General features: G+C 70.7%; 14 protein-coding genes. 9 read left to right on the forward strand and 5 right to left on the reverse strand.

All coding sequences use genetic code 11. The features are described from left to right. Window positions 1–70 precede the first annotated feature (70 nt). Window positions 71–4,444 (forward strand): S8 family serine peptidase, encoded by a 4,374-nt coding sequence (locus tag OG470_RS24580; protein WP_328415842.1) that lies wholly within the window; start codon window positions 71–73, stop codon window positions 4,442–4,444. A gap of 133 nt (window positions 4,445–4,577) precedes the next feature. Here OG470_RS24580 and OG470_RS24585 read toward each other — a convergent pair whose 3' ends face one another. Then, a complete protein-coding gene (locus tag OG470_RS24585) occupies window positions 4,578–5,093 on the reverse strand; it encodes a winged helix-turn-helix domain-containing protein (RefSeq protein ID WP_328415844.1) in 516 nt (171 codons plus the stop codon). Window positions 5,094–5,365: 272 nt separating this feature from the next. Between OG470_RS24585 and OG470_RS24590 the strand changes: the two genes are divergently transcribed. The 4 genes from OG470_RS24590 (at window position 5,366) to OG470_RS24605 (ending at window position 9,096) form a co-directional block, all read left to right on the forward strand. Next, a complete protein-coding gene (locus OG470_RS24590) occupies window positions 5,366–6,379 on the forward strand; it encodes a phosphatase PAP2 family protein (protein ID WP_328415845.1) in 1,014 nt (337 codons plus the stop codon). A 61-nt stretch (window positions 6,380–6,440) separates the two neighbouring features. Further along, window positions 6,441–7,136: a response regulator transcription factor gene (locus OG470_RS24595; RefSeq protein WP_328415846.1), complete on the forward strand. Its 696-nt coding sequence runs from the start codon at window positions 6,441–6,443 to the stop codon at window positions 7,134–7,136. 74 nt (window positions 7,137–7,210) lie between these two features. Next, window positions 7,211–8,590 carry an ATP-binding protein gene (locus OG470_RS24600; protein WP_442931210.1) on the forward strand — a complete coding sequence of 460 codons (1,380 nt, stop codon included), beginning with the start codon at window positions 7,211–7,213 and terminating at the stop codon, window positions 8,588–8,590. Continuing rightward, the gene (locus OG470_RS24605; protein WP_328415850.1) at window positions 8,587–9,096 is read left to right on the forward strand and encodes a hypothetical protein; all 510 of its coding nucleotides are present in this window, start codon (window positions 8,587–8,589) and stop codon (window positions 9,094–9,096) included. Before OG470_RS24600 ends, OG470_RS24605 begins: the two co-directional genes overlap by 4 nt. 16 nt (window positions 9,097–9,112) lie before the next feature. Here the strand turns inward: OG470_RS24605 and OG470_RS24610 are convergent, their stop codons facing one another. The 3 genes from OG470_RS24610 to OG470_RS24620 are packed head-to-tail and all read right to left on the reverse strand — an operon-like array spanning window position 9,113 to window position 12,437. Further along, window positions 9,113–10,135 carry a D-alanine--D-alanine ligase family protein gene (locus OG470_RS24610; protein ID WP_328415851.1) on the reverse strand — a complete coding sequence of 341 codons (1,023 nt, stop codon included), beginning with the start codon at window positions 10,133–10,135 and terminating at the stop codon, window positions 9,113–9,115. After that, the gene (alr, locus tag OG470_RS24615) at window positions 10,132–11,274 is read right to left on the reverse strand and encodes an alanine racemase (RefSeq protein ID WP_328415853.1); all 1,143 of its coding nucleotides are present in this window, start codon (window positions 11,272–11,274) and stop codon (window positions 10,132–10,134) included. The genes OG470_RS24610 and alr overlap by 4 nt, the downstream gene beginning before the upstream one ends. Beyond that, window positions 11,271–12,437: an acyltransferase family protein gene (locus OG470_RS24620; RefSeq protein WP_328415855.1), complete on the reverse strand. Its 1,167-nt coding sequence runs from the start codon at window positions 12,435–12,437 to the stop codon at window positions 11,271–11,273. The genes alr and OG470_RS24620 overlap by 4 nt, the downstream gene beginning before the upstream one ends. A gap of 153 nt (window positions 12,438–12,590) precedes the next feature. On the opposite strand from OG470_RS24620, the gene OG470_RS24625 reads away from it, so the two are divergent. After that, a complete protein-coding gene (locus OG470_RS24625; protein WP_328415857.1) occupies window positions 12,591–13,466 on the forward strand; it encodes an LLM class F420-dependent oxidoreductase in 876 nt (291 codons plus the stop codon). 68 nt (window positions 13,467–13,534) lie between these two features. Here the strand turns inward: OG470_RS24625 and OG470_RS24630 are convergent, their stop codons facing one another. Next, a complete protein-coding gene (locus tag OG470_RS24630) occupies window positions 13,535–15,796 on the reverse strand; it encodes a catalase (RefSeq protein ID WP_328415859.1) in 2,262 nt (753 codons plus the stop codon). Between the two features lie 241 nt (window positions 15,797–16,037). Between OG470_RS24630 and OG470_RS24635 the strand changes: the two genes are divergently transcribed. The 3 genes from OG470_RS24635 (at window position 16,038) to OG470_RS24645 (ending at window position 18,637) form a co-directional block, all read left to right on the forward strand. Beyond that, window positions 16,038–16,904, forward strand: a complete 867-nt coding sequence (locus OG470_RS24635) for an alpha/beta hydrolase family protein (protein WP_328426582.1) — start codon at window positions 16,038–16,040, stop codon at window positions 16,902–16,904. A 137-nt stretch (window positions 16,905–17,041) separates the two neighbouring features. Next, window positions 17,042–17,827 (forward strand): ABC transporter ATP-binding protein, encoded by a 786-nt coding sequence (locus OG470_RS24640; protein WP_328415861.1) that lies wholly within the window; start codon window positions 17,042–17,044, stop codon window positions 17,825–17,827. A gap of 87 nt (window positions 17,828–17,914) precedes the next feature. Continuing rightward, entirely contained in the window at window positions 17,915–18,637 is a 723-nt protein-coding gene (locus OG470_RS24645) for an ABC transporter ATP-binding protein (protein ID WP_328415862.1), read from the forward strand. Window positions 18,638–18,653 lie beyond the last annotated feature (16 nt).

The following is an 18,653-nucleotide window of genomic DNA, read 5'->3' on the forward strand; positions in this document are numbered from 1 at the left end:
CTGGGTCGTTCTGAGGGAGGCAGCACCGATGTTCAGACGTCCACAATGGCGGCGCACAGCCAGATCACTGGTGAGCGCTGGTGCGGCGATGATCCTCGCCGCAACATGCATGGTCAGCATCGGCTCGCCCGCGCAGGCCGCGCCCGGCGGCGGGATGGGCACGGGTACCCCGGTCGGAGACAAGATCCGACCGGAGCTGGCAAAGCAGCTCCAGGCCAAGAGCGAAGGGGACTTCTGGATCCGGTTCAAGGACCGGGCGGACCTGAGCAAGGCCAGTGCCATCAAGGACTGGGCGAAGCGTGGCACGGCGGTTGCGGACGCACTGCGCAAGACCGCCGCCGAGAGCCAGGGCAAGATCCGGGCCGAGCTTGACGGCTCGGGCGCGAAGTACCAGACCTTCTGGGCGACCAACGCCATCAAGGTGAGCAGCGGCTCCCTGGCGATGGTGCAGAAGTTCGCCTCCCACGCAGAGGTCGAGGGCCTGTACGCCCCGGTCGCCTACAAGGTGCCCGAGACCACCAAGGGCACCGACGAGAAGACCGTGAACGCCCTCGAGTGGGGCATCGCGAACATCAACGCCGACGACGTCTGGTCCCAGTACGGCGTCACCGGCGAGGGCATCACCATCGCGAACATCGACACCGGCGTGCAGTTCGACCACCCGGCGTTGGTCAACTCCTATCGCGGCAACAACGGCGACGGCACGTTCGACCACAACTACAACTGGTTCAACGCCGCCGGGACCTGTGCCACCGCACCCTGTGACGGCGATGGCCACGGCACGCACACGATGGGCACCATGGCCGGCTCCGACGGCGCGAACCAGATCGGTGTCGCCCCGGGGGTCAAGTGGATCGCGGCGAACGGTTGCTGCCCCAGCGACGCCGCCCTGATCACGTCCGGTCAGTGGATGCTGGAGCCGGTCGACCTCAACGGCCAGAACCCGGACGCCAGCAAGCGACCGAACGTCATCAACAACTCGTGGGGCAGCCAGAACCCCTCCACCGAGCCCTTCATGGAGGACGTGACGCTGGCCTGGGCCGCGTCGGGGATCTTCGGAGTCTGGTCCAACGGCAACAGCGGGCCGGCATGCCAGACCAGTGGTTCGCCGGGCAGTTCGGTCAGCAACTACTCGACCGGCGCGTACGACATCAACAACAACATCGCCGGTTTCTCCGGCCGGGGTCCCGGGCAGAACGGCGACATCAAGCCCAACATCTCGGCGCCCGGCGTGAACGTTCGGTCGAGCCTTCCGGGCAACGCCTACGGCAGCGCCAGCGGCACCTCCATGGCCGCCCCGCACCTCGCGGGTACGATCGCGCTGCTGTACTCGGCGGCGCCGTCGCTGGTCGGTGACATCGACGCGACCCGTGCGCTGCTCAACGGCGCCGCGATCGACAAGGCCGACGCCCAGTGCGGTGGCACCCCGGCGGACAACAACGTCTACGGCGAGGGCCTGCTGGACGCGCTCGCGCTGCTCAACGCCGCCCCGACCGGCGACACCGGCACCCTGGCCGGCACGGTCACCGACGCGGCCACCGGCGCCCCGATCGCCGGTGCGACCCTGACGCTCACCGGCCCGACCGCGCGCGAGGTGAGCACCGGTACCGACGGGAAGTACTCGACCCAACTCCCGGTCGGCGACTACCAGGTCGCCGTGGCGGCGTTCGGGTACGGCAGCACCACGAAGCCGGCGACGGTCACCGATGGCGCCACCACGACGCTCGACGTCGCGCTGACGGCGGTGGCGAGCGTCAACGTCACCGGAGCTGTCACCGACGGCTCCGGACACGGCTGGCCGCTCTACGCGAAGGTCACCGTGCAGGGTGTGTCCGGCGTGTACGACTACACCACGCCGGTGAACGGCCGCTACAGCATCAAGCTGCCGGCCGGGCAGACCTACACGCTGAAGTACGAGTCGCAGTACCCGGGCTACCAGACGGTCACCAAGGAGGTGGTCGTCGCGTCGGGTAACGTCACCGCCAACGTCGCGGTACCGGTGAACACCACCACCTGTACGACGGCGCCCGGATACACCTTCGGCTCCGACGGTGAGTACGAGACCTTCGACGGCACCACGGTGCCGGCCGGCTGGTCCGTTGTGGACAACAAGGGCAACGGCCAGGTCTGGAAGTTCACCGACGACGGCAGCCGCGGCAACCTGACCGGCGGCACCGGCAACTTCGCGATGATCGACAGTGACGCGTACGGCGCGGGCGGGAGCCAGGACACCTCGCTGGTCAGCCCGGTGGTCAACCTGACCGGCGTCACCGCCCCGGTCATCCGGTTCAACCAGGACTTCAACCAACTGGCCAGCGACCGCGGCGATGTCGATCTGAGCATCGACGGCGGGGCCACCTGGACGAACGTGCTCCGGCAGGCGACGGACGTCCGGGGGCCGAAGGTCACCGAGATCCCGATCCCGCAGGCGGCCGGCCAGGCGCAGGTCCAGGTCCGGTTCCACTACTACGACGCCTCGTACGAGTGGTGGTGGGAGGTCGACAACGTACTGATCGGCAGCCAGGTCACCTGCGTGCCGGTCGACGGTGGTCTTGTCGTCGGCAACGTCCGTGACAAGAACGACAACAGCTACATCAACGGTGCCACCGTCACCAGCGACGACCGGCCCGCCGAGAAGGGCGTCACCGTGGCGACCCCGGACGACCCGGGACTGGCCGACGGCTTCTACTGGATCTTCTCGACGCTGACCGACACGCACAAGTTCACCGCTAAGGCCGGCAACTACGTCAGCCAGAGCAAGCAGGTCGACGTCCAGGCAGACTGGGCCACCGCCGCGAACTTCGTGCTGGCGGCCGGCCGGCTGTCGGTGGCACCGACCCAGCTGAGCGCGACGGTCCAGATGCCCAGCGGCAAGGCCAGCAAGACGTTCACGGTGACCAACACCGGCGGCGCGCCGGTCGACGTCGAGTTCAGTGAGCGCGACAACGGGTTCGAACTCCTTCGGGCGGACGGGTCCCGGGTGACCAGGCAGCAGGTGCTCGGAGCCAGCGGCGCGCCGGAGCAGCGACTCACCGTGCCGACGTCGTTCGCCGCCAAGGCGTCCGGCAAGGCGGCGACGGCGACCTCCGCCGCGGTCAGCCCACAGGCTGCGCCGTGGACGGACATCACCGACTACCCGTCCAACATCATGGACAACCGTGTGGTGAACCTGGACGGCAAGGTCTACTCGATCGGCGGTGGCGACGGCAGCGCCTCCACCACGAAGAACGTCGTCTACGACCCGGTCGCGCAGACCTGGACGCCGGTCGCTGACCTTCCCGGCGCCCGCAATGCCCTGACGGTGGGCGTCGTGGGCGGGAAGATCATCGCCACCGGTGGCTGGGGTGCCTCCGGGCCGGACTCGGCCACCTGGTCCTACGACCCGGCGGCCAACACCTGGACCGAGTTGGCCGACAACCCGGCGCCGCGAGCCGCTGCCGGCCAGGCGGTCGTCGACGGCAAGCTGTACGCGATCGGTGGCTGCACCACGGCCGCCTGTACGCCGATGTCGAACAGTGTCGTCCGGTACGACCCGGCCAGCGACACCTGGGAGACGCTGGCCAACTACCCGAAGTCGGTGGCCTTCGCCTCCTGCGGAGGGATCGACGGCACGGTCTACTGCACCGGTGGCAATGACGGCGCTGCCGCGCAGAAGTCCAGCTACGCCTTCGACCCGGGTGCCAACACCTGGACCGCCATCGCCGATGCGCCGGTCGACAACTGGGCCAGCTCGTTCGCTGTTGCGAGCGGCAAGCTCCTCGTCGTCGGTGGTTCGCAGGGTGGAGCCATCAGCAACGCCGGCTTCGCCTACGACCCGGCCACCAGCTCGTGGTCCAACCTGCCGAACGCCAACACCGCGCGCTACCGCGGTGGCGCGGCGTGCGGCTTCTACAAGATCGGCGGCTCGTCCGGCAACTTCAACGCGGCGCCGGACAGCGAGGTGCTGCCCGGGTTCGAGGGTTGTGCCGAGGCGGCCGCCGATGTCAGCTGGATGACGATCGACAAGTCGGCCGTCACCCTCGCGCCGGGTCAGAAGGTCACGGTCACCGTCGGGATGACGGCGAACGTCGATCAGCCGGGCACCTACTCCGGCTCGGTGGGGATCAAGGAGAACACGCCGTACACGGTGGCACCCGTCGCGGTGACCATGAACGTGACGCCTCCGAAGACCTGGGGCAAGCTGCTGGGCACGGTGACCGGGACCAGCTGCCAGGGTGCGACCTCGCCGATTGCCGGTGCGGTGGTCCAGGTCGACTCGTGGGCGATGTCGTGGACCTTCGCCACCGACGCCCAGGGCAAGTACGCCTACTGGGTGGACCGTCGGAACAACCCGCTCACGATGATCGTCGCCAAGGACGGCTGGAAGCCCCAGACCCGTCAGACGAAGGTCAACACCACCACGCCCACCGTGGAGGACTTCGGGTTGTCTCCCGTTCGGTGCTGACGTCTGAGCGGTAGCACGATCCGGCCCGCCTGGTCAGTGACCAGGCGGGCCGGACCAGCTTCGCCGGCGGTGAGCCGGAACGACACGATCCGGGGGCGCCGCAGCCGCGGCGCCCCCGGATTGCCGGTCGCGATCAGACCGGGGCGAGCCGGAAGCCGACCCCACGCACCGCGTGGATCGTCGCGGCGGCGTTCAGCCGGGCGAGTTTGCGGCGTACCCGTCGGATGACCGAGTGCATGTCGGACCCGCGGCCGAGGTGCCTGTTGCCCCAGACCTCAAGGTGCAGGCGCTCGTACGTCCAGACCTGTCCGGGTGCGTCGACCAGGCAGAGCAGCACGTCGTGCTCCAGCCGGGTCAGGTCGATCTCCTGGTCGCGCCACCGCAGCACCCGGCGGTCGGAATCGACGGCCAGCTCGGGTGGTGGCGGCGAGTGCGTGCTCTGCGCCGCCTCGGCGACCACCGCCTGAGCGGGGGGAGTCGCCGAGGCGACGGGAGGCACCTCGACCACCCCGAGGAACTCCCGTGCCTGCTCGACGCTTGAAACAATCAGGAATGCGTCGCTCCCGCCGAGCAGCCGCGCCAACTGTCGGCGTTCGGCCGGCGAGGACGCGATACCGATCACCAAGGAGGCGGCCGGAATCCCCTGCATTTCCCCAACCCCTTCCGGTTCCCCAACTCGCTCCGGATGGTTTTTCGCACCGCCGACCGAAAATATCGATCAATCGATGTCCTGACCTTAGTGGTGGCTCGTCTCGGTCGGGTAAAACATAGTTGCATGTAAGCATATGAATGAGCGTTCAGGTGCGGGCAAGCCGTTCGGGGGCGGCCTCGTCGGTTTTGCCGGGAACCCACCGGAAGTTGTGACAGAACGAAGACAATCCGCGGACGGTGCCCGGACCTGGCGAGCGGAGCATGGCCGACATGTCCCTCGGATCGTCGTACCACGTCGGGCGGTCGGCACCGGGCCCGCAGCCGGCGGGACCGCTGCCACAGGTCCGCGCAGCCACGCCCCTCGGCCTGCCTCTGCTCGGTGCGGCCCTGGGTCACCTGGTCGTCCTGGGCCTGATCTGCGTCGTGTTCGTACGGACCTACCCCGGCCAATGGCTGGACGGACTGCTCCTGCCGCGTGCCGAGCGGGGCGGAGGGTACGAGCAGCAGACCGTCCTGGTGGGTCCGTCCAAGACCGTGCTGGCCGCCTTCGGCAGCCCTGTGCTCCTGGCCGTCCTGCTCGGCGCGGTGTTGCTGGTGGGTCTGCTCGGCCGGCGGTTGCTGGCGGGAGTCGTGGGTATCGGCATGGTGCTCACCGCGGTGGTGGTGGCCGGAGCGGTCAAGTCGATGCTTCCCCGTTCGGACTTTCAGATCGAGAGTTCAACCACCCACAACAGCTTTCCCAGCGGTCATGTCGCCGCCGCGACGGCCCTGCTGCTGGCGTTCATGCTGGTCCTGCCCGGGTGGGCCCGACGATGGCTGGCGGTACCGGGCGCGGTGGGCGTCTCGGTGATCGCCTCGGCCACCATGATCGCGGGCTGGCACCGGTTCAGCGACGCGCTCGGCGGTGTTCTGCTGGGCGTGGCGCTGTTCTGCCTGGCCGCGGCGGCGCTGGCGGGCTGGCGCCGGGACGCTGATCCGGGCGGCGTCACCGGCCCGCGCGGTGGGCAGGACAGCGGCACCCTGTGGCGCGGGCTGATCGAGGGGGCGGTGGGGCTGGTCGTGCTGGTCTGGGCGCTTCTGGTGGTCGGACCGGGTCTGGACGCATCGGTGCAGCGGGGGACGCTCGTCGCCATCATCGCGGCGACCGGATTGACGCTGCTGTCGGTGGTGTCGGTGGTGTTCCTGGTGCGGTCGGCGGATTTTGTCGGCCCGATGCATTCGCGGCATCGTGCCCAGCCGGAGCCGGCAGTGAACATTCGGGACGGCGGGACAGCGCAGGGTTGATACCCAACCTCCAGGACATCGACAAAAGGCTAAACCAAATCATGATGCGATACTTGGCGACATGTCCCAGGTCCTGCTGATCGAAGATCACCAGACGGTGCGCGACGGACTGCAGTTGGCGCTCACCCGACAGGGCCACACGGTGGATGCCGTGGCGACCGGTGAGCAGGGGCTGGAACGGTTGCGCGCGGCCTCGTCCGACGTCGTGATCCTCGATCTCATGCTGCCCGGGATGGACGGGTTTGAGGTCTGTCGCCGGATCCGGCAGCTCGGCGACCTGCCGATCATCATGCTGACCGCCCGCAGCGACGACATGGATGTGGTGGCGGGCCTGGAGGCCGGCGCCGACGACTACGTGGTCAAGCCGGTGCAGCCCCGGGTGCTTGAGGCGCGCATCCGCGCGGTGCTGCGACGGACCGCTGGCGAGTCGCGACGTAGCGGCGGCGAGCGGTCCGGCCTGGAACAGCACGGTGCCCTGACCATCGACCGGGCGGCGCTGGTGGTCAGCAAGGGCGGGCAGCCGGTCAGCCTCGCCCCGACGGAGCTGCGCCTGCTGCTCGAACTCTCGTACACGCCGGGACAGGTGCTGAGCCGGCAGCAGCTGCTGTCGGCCGTGTGGGAGCACGGATACCTCGGCGACTCGCGGTTGGTGGACGCCTGTGTACAGCGGCTGCGCGCCAAGATCGAGGACGACTCGTCGGTGCCGGTCTTCATCCAGACGGTGCGCGGTTTCGGATACCGGTTCGGGCCGCTGTGAGGCTGTGGCGCTGGGCCGGTGGCCAGGCGTCGGGCCTGCGGGTTCGGCTGCTGCTGGCCTTCGCGTTGCTGGGCATGACCACCACCGCGGTGGTGGCCAGCGGAAGCTACTTCCAGGCCCGGAGGGTGATCCTCCAGCAGGCGCAGGACGCCGCGGTGGTGTCGCTGACCGAACAGCTCACGGAGGTCTACCCGGTACGCCAGCTCCCGCCGTCCCAGGAGGTGCTCGACGCGTTGTCCCAGCGCCTCTCCGACCGGGACGGAGACGTGGTAATCCTCTACCGTGACATGCGGGCGCAGGGCGTGCAGTTCCCCGAGCCGGTCAGCCCGGAGCTGCGGCAGGCGGTCGAGAGTGGCCTCGTCGCCTGGCAACGCGTTTCGCGCGACGGTCAACCCATGCTGCTCATCGGGACCCAGCTGAGGCTCGAGCGACCCGATGGCACTGCCCAGCCGTCCGGGCTGGAGGTCTATGCGCTGCGCAGCCTCGCCCCCGAACAACAGAGCATCGACCGGCTCGCCACCCTGGCGTGGCTGACCGGTGGGCTCTCCCTGGTCCTCGCCGTCCTGCTGGCCCTGCTGGCCGCCCAAGGCGTGCTCCGGCCGGTACGCGAGCTGGGACGGGCGGCGCGCCGGCTCGGCGAGGGCGACCTGACAACCCGGCTGGTGGTTCGGGGCGCCGACGAGCTGGCCGACGTGGCGCGGACCTTCAACGACACGGCGGGGACGCTGGAGCGGCAGGTCGGCGAGCTGCGGCGGATGGAGTCCGACGCCCGGCGCTTCGTGGCCGACGTGTCGCACGAACTCCGTACGCCCCTGGCCGCGATGACGGCGGTCACCGACGTGCTGGACGAGGAGGCCGACCGGCTGCCGGGGGATGCCGGCAAGGCCGCCCGGCTCGTCAGTCAGGAGACGCAGAACCTCACTCGGCTGGTCAACGACCTCATCGAGATCAGCAGGTTCGACTCCGGCACGGCGCGGCTCGCCCTCGACGACGTCGACGTGGCCGCGGCGGTGAGCGCCACCCTGCGGATCCGGGGCTGGGCCGATCGGGTGCGGACGGAACTGCCGCCCGGAATCGTCGCCCGGCTGGATCCCCGCCGGCTGGACGTCATCGTCGCCAACCTGGTCGGCAACGCCTTCCGGCACGGGGCCGAGCCGGTCTCCGTGGACCTGCGCGCCGAACCGGACTGGATCACCATCGAGGTCCGCGATCAGGGGCCCGGGCTGGACCAGGAGGTGCTGCCGCACGTCTTCGACCGCTTCTACAAGGCGGACACCGCGCGGACCCGCACCGAGGGCAGCGGTCTGGGCCTCGCCATCGCATGGGAGAACGCCCGCCTGCACCGGCACGCCGGGCAGCAGGGAAGTCTCGTCGCCGGCAACGGTCCGACCGGCGGCGCGGTGTTCACGCTCCGCCTGCCCCGGGTGGCGGCGGACGCCGGAGGCGTACGGTGACCGGCCGCCGGGCGGCTCGGGCGCTGCTCGCCGGCGGGCTTCTGCTCACGCTGCTCGTGGCGGGCTGCGGGGTCCGGCCCAGCGGCGTCATCACCGGCAGCGCCGCGACGACCGGTCCGTCCGCGGGAGTCAGGCTCTACCTGCTCGCGCACGGGCAACTCGTGTTGGTCATCCGCCCGACCAAGATGGACGCCTCGCCGGAGGAGACGCTCCGGATGCTGGCAGCGGGTCCGGACGACTCCGAGTGGAGACAGGGGCTCACCAGCGAGGTGCCGGTCGGCCTCGTCCCAGCCTCCCTGGTGACGGTGACGGTGACGGGCGACCAACCCGGCCTCACGGTGACGATGGTGGGTGCCGTCATGTCCTTGTCGGGGACCGCGGCCGACCAGATCGTCTGCACCGTGATCGGCACCACGGCGGTCGCCGGTCTGGCCGACAGTTTCGTCCCGGTCACCGTCGCCGGCCCGGATGGCGCCCGCCCGCCCCGGTTCTGTCCGATCAGGTGACCGGGGCGAGGGGCGCTCACACCAGATCGACCGCCCGTGCCGGCCGGGGCAACCCGCCGGAGCGGGACCGGCCCTGGTCGGCCAGCGCGCCGGAGATCAGGATGTCGAGCAGGTCGGCGAACCCGATCCCGGCCTGCTGCCAGATCTGCGGGAACTGCGATGCGGTGGTGAACCCGGGGAAGGTGTTGACCTCGTTCACGATGGGCTCCGCGGACCCCTCGGCGGGCAGGAAGAAGTCGACCCGGAGCAGCCCGCGGCAGTCGAGGGCGTGGAAGGCGCGGATCGCGCGGTCCTGAAGCACCTCGGTGGTGGCCGGGTCGAGCGGTGCGGGGATCTGGAAAACCGCCCCGCCGTCGTACTTGGCGTCGTAGTCGAAGAAACCCGTGCCGCTCACCCGGATCTCCAGGGGCGGTCCGGCCTGCACCCGGCCGTCGGGATGCTGGAGGACGGCCACGTCGATCTCACGTCCGCGCGCCCCCTGCTCGACCAGGACCTTCGGGTCCACCTCCCGGGCCTGCTCCAGCGCAGCGGGAAGTTCCGCCCAGTCGGTCACCCTGACGACGCCCAGGCTGGAGCCGGCCCGGGCGGGCTTCACGAAGACCGGCAGGCCCAGCCGTCGCCGGTCGGCCGGGGACAGTTCCTCGCCGGGACGCAGGGTCACCCCGGGGCTGACCCGCAGGCCCTCCGCGTTGAGGAGCCTCTTGGTGACTCCCTTGTCCATGCCGGCGGCGCTGGCGAAGACGCCGTTGCCGACGTACGGCACGCCGAGCCAGCCCAGCAGCGACGCCACGGTGCCATCCTCGCCGTACGGGCCGTGCAGGGCCGGGAACACCACGTCCTGGGCGCGTAGCACGCGCAGCGCCTGGGGGAGTGGTGTCGGGCGGCCGTCGACGTGCCACCCGCCGTCCCGGTCGATGAGCACCTCGGTGACCTGGTACCGGTCGCGGTCCAGCCCGGCGAGGATGCTCGCCGCCGAGCGGCGGGACACCTCGTGCTCGCCGCTCTGCCCGCCGTACAGCACTGCCAGTCGGGTTGTCATGAAACGTCCGCCCTTTCGTGGAGGTGGTCGCGGGCCACCCGGGCCCCGATGCCGGTGAAGATCTCGTTTGGGTTGGTGCCGGCCCACCGCGCCCACTCGGCGACCGTCGGTTGGGCGAGGTCGTCCCCTTCGGGGCCGAACACCACGACCGGGTCGCCGATCGCCACGGGAAGGTCGCCCGCGTCGACCACGCACTGGTCCATGGCGATGCGCCCGACGATCGGGCAGCGCCGGCCGCCGAGCCACACCGCGGCGCGGCCCTCGGCGGCCCGGGTGATGCCGTCGGCGTAGCCGAGCGGCAGCAGGGCCAGCGTGGTCGGCGCCGAGGTCACGTACTCGGGTCCGTAGGAGACACCCGTGCCCGCGGGCACCCGCTTCACGTTGACGACGGTCGTGCGCAGCGTCATCGCGGCGCGGAGCCCGAACTCACCGGGCCCGGTACCGCCGAACGGGTCCACGCCGTACAGGGCGAGCCCGATCCGGCAGAGGTCGAAGCGGGTCCGGGGTGCCGACAGCGCGGCAGCCGAGTTGGCCAGGTGGACCAGGTCGGGGTCGAGGCCGGCGGACCGGGCGACCCGCAACGCCTCCTCGAAGGTCGCCACCTGCCGGGCCAGCCCGGGGCTGCCTGGTACGTCCGCGTCGGTCAGATGGGACCACACGCCGCGCACCCGGACTCCGCCCTCCCGCTCGTACTTGCGGGCCCAGGCGACCAGTTCGTGCCAGTCGGCCCCGCGGGCTCCGTTGCGGGACATGCCGGTGTCGGCCTTGAGCTGCACCAGCGCGGGTACGCCGAGCCGGTGGGCCGCGTCGACGACGGCGTGCAGGTGGGTCGTCGTCGACACGCCGACGTCGACGCCGGCGCTGATCAGGCTGGCGAAGTCGTCGTCCGGGCGGTGCAACCAGCTCAGCGTGGGCGCGGTGATGCCGGCGCTGCGCAGGGCCAGCGCCTCGGATGCCGAGGTCACCCCCAGCCAACCCGCGCCGGCGCGCAGCGCGGCACGGGCGACCATCACCGCGCCGTGGCCGAACCCGTCCGCCTTCACCACCGCCATCAACTCGGTGCCGGTGAGCGACGCGATCGTCCGGACATTGCCGGCGATCGCCCCGAGGTCGACCACCGCCTCGGCCAACGCGCTCATCCGGCCGCCTCCAGCCGGCGGAGTACGGTCCGGCGGTCGCCGGGGAGGGCGAACAGCCAGCGCGCGTGCACCGCCAGCAGCCCGCGGTGGATGGCCAGGCTCACGCCGATCACGAGCCCGGTCAGCAGGATCGGGTAGCCGAGCACGATCAGGTCCTGCCCGCCGCGGTCCAGCCGGGAGGCCGGTGCGAGCAGCAGCCGGTGCAGCAGGGCCAGGACCGGCAGGTGGATGACGTAGATCGGCAACGTGTTGCGGCCGAGCGTGCTGAGTCGGCGGCTGAGGGCGGGCCACCGGCCCAGTTGGGCGGCCGCGGTGACGCCGAACGCGACCGCCACAACGGAGACCTCCGGCCACACGCCGAACCATCGCTGGGCGCCGACCGTCGCCATCGCGGCGAGCGCGAGGACGTAGGCACCCGAGGTCAGCGCGAGGCGGCGCCGGGTGGCGGTTGCCGCCCACCACTCGATCTGCGGTCGCAGGTACAGGCCGGCGAGGAAGAAGATCAGGTTCTGGTACAGGCCGGCGCGGTTGCCCGGTGCGTCGAGCAGGCCGGCGGCGGCGACGGCGGACAGCGCCGCGGCGGGTACGAGGACCAGCACCCGGGGCGCCCGGCGGGCCACCTTGGCGACCGTGAAGTAGAGCGCCAGGGCGTACAGGTACCAGAGGTTCGAGGGCGTGATCGTGAGCTGTTCCAGCAGACCGAGGGCGGACGTGGCGCGGTCGGTCGGGAAGTCCGGGGCCGCGGCGAAGATCACGGTGTGGATCAGCAGCCAGACGGCGTACAGGTAGAGGAACCCGGCGATCCGGCTGCGGGCGACGACCCGCCAGGGGCGCTGGACGGCGGTCGCCGCGAAGACGCCGGAGATGGTGAAGAACAGCGGCATCCGCAGCGGCAGTAACTGCTCGCCCAGCGTCCCCCACAGGCCCGGCACCGGTACGCCGACGTGCCAGTCGATCTGCAGGTAGTCCTTGACGACGACGTGCCACAGGACGACGAGGATGATGCAGGTGCCCTTCGCGGCGTCGGCCCACTCCGCTCGGCGTGGCCGTCCCGGGGCGGGGCTGGACAGGGTCCAGGGCCTCCGGTGGCGGAACCGGGCGCGCGCCACCTCGGGCGCGTACCCGGTGGGCCGGGAGTCGGTGGATGTCGGCTGGGGGATCACTCAGCAGAAGGTGTCACCCGGATATCCGCGCATGATCCACGAATTGTCATGAACCGGTAATGGAAATCCCCGGACCTCACCCGCCGTCGGCCTGCTCGACCCGCGGGTCTGTGGCGTCGACGACCACTAGGCTCGGTTCGGAGGTGTCGAGAAATGAAGCTCGGACTGCACTACTGGACGTACTCGACCCCGGCCGAGCCGGCGGCGATCGCACCGACCCTGGCCGAGGCGGCCACCACCGCCGAACAGGCCGGCGTCGCGTCGTTCACGGTGATGGACCACTTCTTCCAGATGGACGCGGTGGCCCCGGCCGAGGAGCCGATGTTGGAGGCGTACACGACGCTGGGCTTCGTCGCCGCGAAGACCCAGCGAATGACGCTGGGCGTGCTGGTCACCGGCGTGATGTACCGGTATCCGGGGCTGCTCGCCAAGATCGTCAGCACTCTCGACGTGCTCTCCGGCGGTCGGGCCCGGCTCGGCATCGGCGCATCGTGGTACGAGCGGGAGCAGCGCGGCCTCGGCGTGCCCGTGGTGCCGGTGGCCGAGCGCTTCGAGCGGCTGGAGGAGACGCTGCGGATCTGCCTGCAGATGTGGGGTGACGACAACGGGCCGTTCAACGGACAGCACTACCAGCTCGCCGAGACGATCAACTCGCCCCAGCCGTTGAGCCGTCCGCACCCGCCGATCATGATCGGCGGCGGCGGCGAGAAGAAGACGCTGCTCCTGGTGGCCCGGTACGCCGACGCCTGCAACCTGTTCGGCACGGCCGCCGGCGCCGACGAGGTGGCGCGCAAGCTGGAGGTGCTGCGGGGGCACTGCGTCGCCGAGGGCCGCGACTACGACACCGTCGAGAAGACCGTGGTCGCCCACCGGCCACCGTTGGCCGACGTCGACGCGTTTCTCGCCGAGGTTGCCGACTACGCCGCGCTCGGGGTCACCGAGGTGCAGGTCACGCCGGATCGCCACCCGGTGGAGTTCGCCCAGCGACTCGGCGACGAGGTGCTGCCCCGGTTGGCCGACATCGGCTGATCCCGGCACGGCACCGGGGGCTGCCCTCCGACGAGCGGAGGACAGCCCCTGGTGAATAGCTGGTGGCGTCAGGCGACCGAGGTGGGGAACCGTTCCCACACCCGGTGTGCGGCCATCAGCCGCTGCACCGCGGTCAGGGCTTCGACGCCGGAGCCCGCCGTGACGACGCCGGGAGTGCCGCTCACCCCCGCCTGTTCCAGCACGGTGACGCCGGCGTCCCAGGCGCCGATCGTCTTGGCGTGCCGCCAGCACTCCTCGACGAGGAGCAGCACGCGGGGATCCACGGCCACCGCCTGTGGCCTACCCGCCTTGTCGTCGCGGGCCGGGGTGGCATCCGGTGCGGGTGCCGGCGCTCCGGCCAGCAGGACCGCGTCGAACTCGACCGACCGGCCGGTGGCGAAGGTCCGCTGCACCGGCATGCCGCCCACCATGCCGCCGTGTGGGGCGATCAGCAGCGGCACCATGCCGGCCTCGAACACGGCTGCGCGTACCTGGTCGACGCCGTCGAGGTCGCTGTCGGGGTCGACGACGATCCCGATCGTGCGACCGTCGGTCGGCCACTCCCTGCCGACCTGCGACAGCGCGGGGCTGGGCGTGACGTCGGCCAGCGGCACGGTCGGCTCCGGGGCGGGTAGGCCCAGCCCGGTGGCGACCTGCGCGCACAGCACCGGGTCGATGTTCGCGAGGCACTGGAGCTGGCGCTCCTTGATCGCCTGGTGGTAGCACTTGCCGAGCTCGAAGGTGTAGGCCCGGATGATGTGCTCCTTCTCGACCGGCGACATGCTCAGCCAGAACAGGCGTACCTGGCTGAAGTGGTCGTCGAACGAGGCCGGGTTCGCCCGGACCTTGGGCGCCTCGGCGACCGTCACCGGTACGTCGAGGAAGGCGTGCTCGTCGTCGCCGGCGGGGAAGGGATTGCCGCCGTCGAGCGAGTTCGGCCGGTACGGCGCCACCCCCGCGTGCACGGCGTGCTGGTGGAAGCCGTCGCGCAGCATGTCGTTGACCGGGGCGTGTGGCCGGTTGATCGGGATCTGGGAGAAGTTCGGCCCGCCCAACCGGGTGAGCTGTGTGTCGACGTACGAGAAGAGCCGGCCCTGCAGCAGCGGGTCGTTCGTGACGTCGATGCCCGGCGGGAGGTGGCCGAGGTGGAAGGCGACCTGCTCGGTCTCGGCGAAGAAGTTCGTCGGCGTCCGGTTGAGAGTGAGCTTTCCGATGGGCTGCACCGGTGCCAGCTCCTCCGGCACGATCTTCGTCGGGTCCAGCAGGTCGATCTCGGCGAAGGTCTCCTCGGGGGTGTCGGGGAAGACCTGGATGCCCAGCTCCCACTCGGGGAACGCGCCGGCCTCGATCGCGTCGTACAGGTCCCGGCGGTGGAAGTCCGGGTCGATGCCGCTGAGCATCTGCGCCTCCTCCCAGGTCAGGGAGTGCACGCCCAGCTTGGGCTTCCAGTGGAACTTGACCAGCGCCGTCTCGCCGGCCTCGTTGACGAGGCGGAAGGTGTGTACGCCGAAGCCCTCCATGGTCCGGTACGACCGGGGGATGCCGCGGTCGGACATGTTCCAGAGCGTGAGGTGCTGCGCCTCGGTGTGCAGCGAGACGAAGTCCCAGAAGGTGTCATGCGCGCTCTGCGCCTGCGGGATCTCGCGGTCCGGATGCGGCTTCGCCGCGTGGATGATGTCCGGGAACTTGATGGCGTCCTGGATGAAGAAGACCGGCATGTTGTTGGCGACCAGGTCGAAGGTGCCCTCGTCGGTGTAGAACTTCGTGGCGAAGCCGCGGGTGTCGCGGACCGTGTCGGCCGAACCGCGCGAGCCGAGCACGGTGGAGAACCGGACGAAGACCTCGGTTTCCCGCCCCTTCTTGAGGAAGCCGGCCCGGGTCACCCGCTCCGCGGTGCCGTAGGCGGTGAAGACGCCGTGCGCTCCGGCGCCCCGCGCGTGCACCACGCGCTCGGGAATGCGCTCGTGGTCGAAATGCGTGATCTTTTCACGCAGGTGGTGGTCCTGGAGCAGCGTCGGACCACGTGATCCGGCCTTGAGTGAGTGGTCGGTGTCGCGGAGCCGAGCCCCCTGCGAGGTGGTGAGGAAGGCACCCTGCTGACCCTTGGCGGTCGTCGGCGCCCCGGTCTCCGCGCCGGTCGGGGTGCGGGTCTGCGGGGCACCCTGCTCCGTCTTCGGCGGCAACGGGTCGCGCGGCGTCGTCGGCTCCTCGACGTGTGGCGGGGCGCTGCCCGGCGCGCCCGGGACATCTGGCGCCAGGGCGTCGGCGATCTTGTCTGAGGCGGTCTTCACGGCGTTCTTGACCGCCTCGGCGGGCTTGCTGGAATCCACTGAACGAACCCCTCCATGGAGCGTCTACGAGCAGGCGATGGCATCCCTACCCCTGGTCAGAGGGCCAAAACACAGCCGATGTCCGCGTCCCGACCCCGGATAGGGCGGACGCCGACCGGCGGGACTGGTGATTTCACCGATGCGTGGGCCGACGCAGCGGCCAAAACTGACGCACGTCGATATCCCTCGACTCTAGGGAGTGCCCGACGTGTCGTCACCAACCACCACCCGTCCCCGTTCCATGGCAGCCCGAGCCGCCCGGCTTGTGCTGGCCGCCACCCTGGTCGCCGGAGGCGTCCTGGCCGGTAGCTCCGGCGCCGCGCAGGCGGCGAGCCCGTACGAGAGGGGCCCCAACCCGACCACCGCGATCCTGGAGGCCAGTCGCGGTCCGTTCGCCACCGCCTCGCAGAACGTGTCCTCGCTGAGCGTCACCGGCTTCGGCGGTGGCGTCATCTACTACCCGACCAGCACCAGCGAGGGCACCTTCGGCGCCATCGCCATCTCGCCCGGCTACACCGCGGCCTGGTCCAGCATCAGCTGGCTCGGCCCCCGGATCGCCTCGCACGGCTTCGTGGTGATCGGCATCGAGACCAACAGCCGGCTGGACCAGCCGGACAGTCGTGGCCGTCAGCTCCTCGCCGCGGTCGACTACCTGGTCGAGCGCAGTTCGGTGCGTACCCGGATCGACGGCAGTCGGCTCGCGGTGGCTGGCCACTCGATGGGCGGCGGCGGCAGTCTGGAGGCGGCGTCGGCGCGGCCGTCGTTGCAGGCCGCGGTGCCGCTCGCACCATGGAATTTGGACAAGAGCTGGTCCGAGCTTCAGGTGCCCACGCTGATCATCGGTGGCGAGAGCGACAGTGTCGCGCCGGTCTCGTCGCACTCGGAGCCGTTCTACAACAGCATCCCGGCCTCGGCGGAGAAGGCGTACCTGGAGCTGAACGGAGCGAGCCACTTCTTCCCGCAGACGGTGAACACACCGACGGCCCGGCAGATGGTGGCCTGGCTCAAGCGGTTCGTCGACGACGACACCCGCTACGAGCAGTTCCTCTGCCCGGGCCCGAGCGGCTCGCAGATCCAGGAGTACCGCAACACCTGCCCCAGTTCCTGATCGCGATCCCGGGGCGGTCGCCGCTGGCGGCCGCCCCGTCCGCCTGCCGATGGCGAGGTATTGAAGGTCTTGACGCGGTACCCGAGAAACGTACACTGCGAGTGTAAATAACACCCGCCACAACAGAGGGATGGGTGATGGAGCGCGGGCTCGCATTGCACCACATCGGCGTACGGTTCGGCGGCCTCACCGCCCTCGACGACGTCTCACTGCGGGTGTCACCCAACCGGGTGGTGGGCGTGATCGGGCCGAACGGCGCCGGTAAGACCACGTTGTTCAACGTGATCTGCGGCTTCGTCACGCCGGAGACGGGTTCGCTCACCCTCGACGACAGACCGTTGCGGCCCCGGCCGCACCGGCTGACCCGGCTCGGCATCGCCCGGACTCTGCAGGGGACCGGCCTCTTCGCCGGGCTCACGGTGCTGGAGAACGTGATGATCGGCGCCTCACACACCGCGCGGGCCGGCTTCGTGTCGGCGCTGCTCGGTCTGCCCAGCAGCGACCGCGACGAGCGGCGGCTGCGCCAGCACGCACTGGACATCCTGGACGATCTGGGGATCGCCAGGCACGCCGACGCCGCGCCGACCACGCTGCCCTTCGCCGTACGCCAGCGGGTCGCTCTGGCTCGCGCGCTCGCCGCCCGGCCCCGGCTGCTCCTGCTCGACGAGCCCGCTGGTGGCCTCGGCGCCGACGACATCACCGAGCTGGCGGAGCTGATCCGGCAGCTTCCCCAGCGGGACGCCGACCCCTGCGCGGTGCTGCTCGTGGAGCACCACATGGACCTGGTGATGGCGGTCTGCGACGAGATCGTGGTGCTCGACTTCGGCCGGGTGATCGCCGCCGGCACGCCGGACGAGATCCGCGACGACCCGGCCGTCACCGACGCCTATCTCGGGGCCGCCATCGACGAGGCCGCGGCATGAGCGCGACGACGAAGGGTGGTGCGGCGTGAGCGCGAGGAGTGAGCCGGGTTTGCGAGCCCCGCAGTCGCGAACGAAGGGTGGTGCGGCATGAGTGAGCCGGACCTGCTGGTGGTGCGCGGGCTGGTGGCCGGTTACGGTGCCGCGCCCGTGCTGCAGGCCATCGACCTCACCGTCCCAGCCGGCACCATCGCCGCGGTCGTCGGCGCCAACGGCGCCGGCAAGACCACCCTGCTGCGCGCGCTCTCCGGCATGATCCGTCCGGCCGCCGGGCAGGTCCTCCTCGCCGGGGAGGACCTGCGCGGCACACCGGTGGAGCAGCTCGTCCGGCGTGGCATGGCGCATGTGCCGGAGGGGCGGGGTGTGATCAACGAGCTCACCGTCGACGAGAACCTGCGGCTCGGCGGGCTGTGGCGGCGCGACCGGGCCGACGCCGGCCGTGCTCTCGACGAGGTCTACGAGCTCTTCGAGCCGCTGGCCCGACGGCGTCGGCACCTCGGCCACCAGCTCTCCGGTGGCGAGCGGCAGATGCTCGCGCTCGGCCGGGCGCTGGTCGGTCGACCCCGTCTGCTGCTGCTCGACGAGCCGTCGCTCGGGCTGGCGCCGCGAGTGGTCGCCCGGACCATGGCCCTGCTCCGCCAGTTGCGTGACCGTACCGGCCTGACCGTGCTGCTGGTCGAGCAGAACGTCCGCAGCGCACTCGCCGTCGCCGACCAGGGCGTGGTGATGGCCCTCGGCCGGGTGGTGATCGCCGCCCCGGCCGCCAAGCTGCGCGACGACGTCGACCTGCGACACGCCTACCTCGGTTTCTGACCACCACCTCGTCCCC

The organism is Micromonospora sp. NBC_00389 (genome assembly GCF_036059255.1).
GTDB lineage: Bacteria > Actinomycetota > Actinomycetes > Mycobacteriales > Micromonosporaceae > Micromonospora.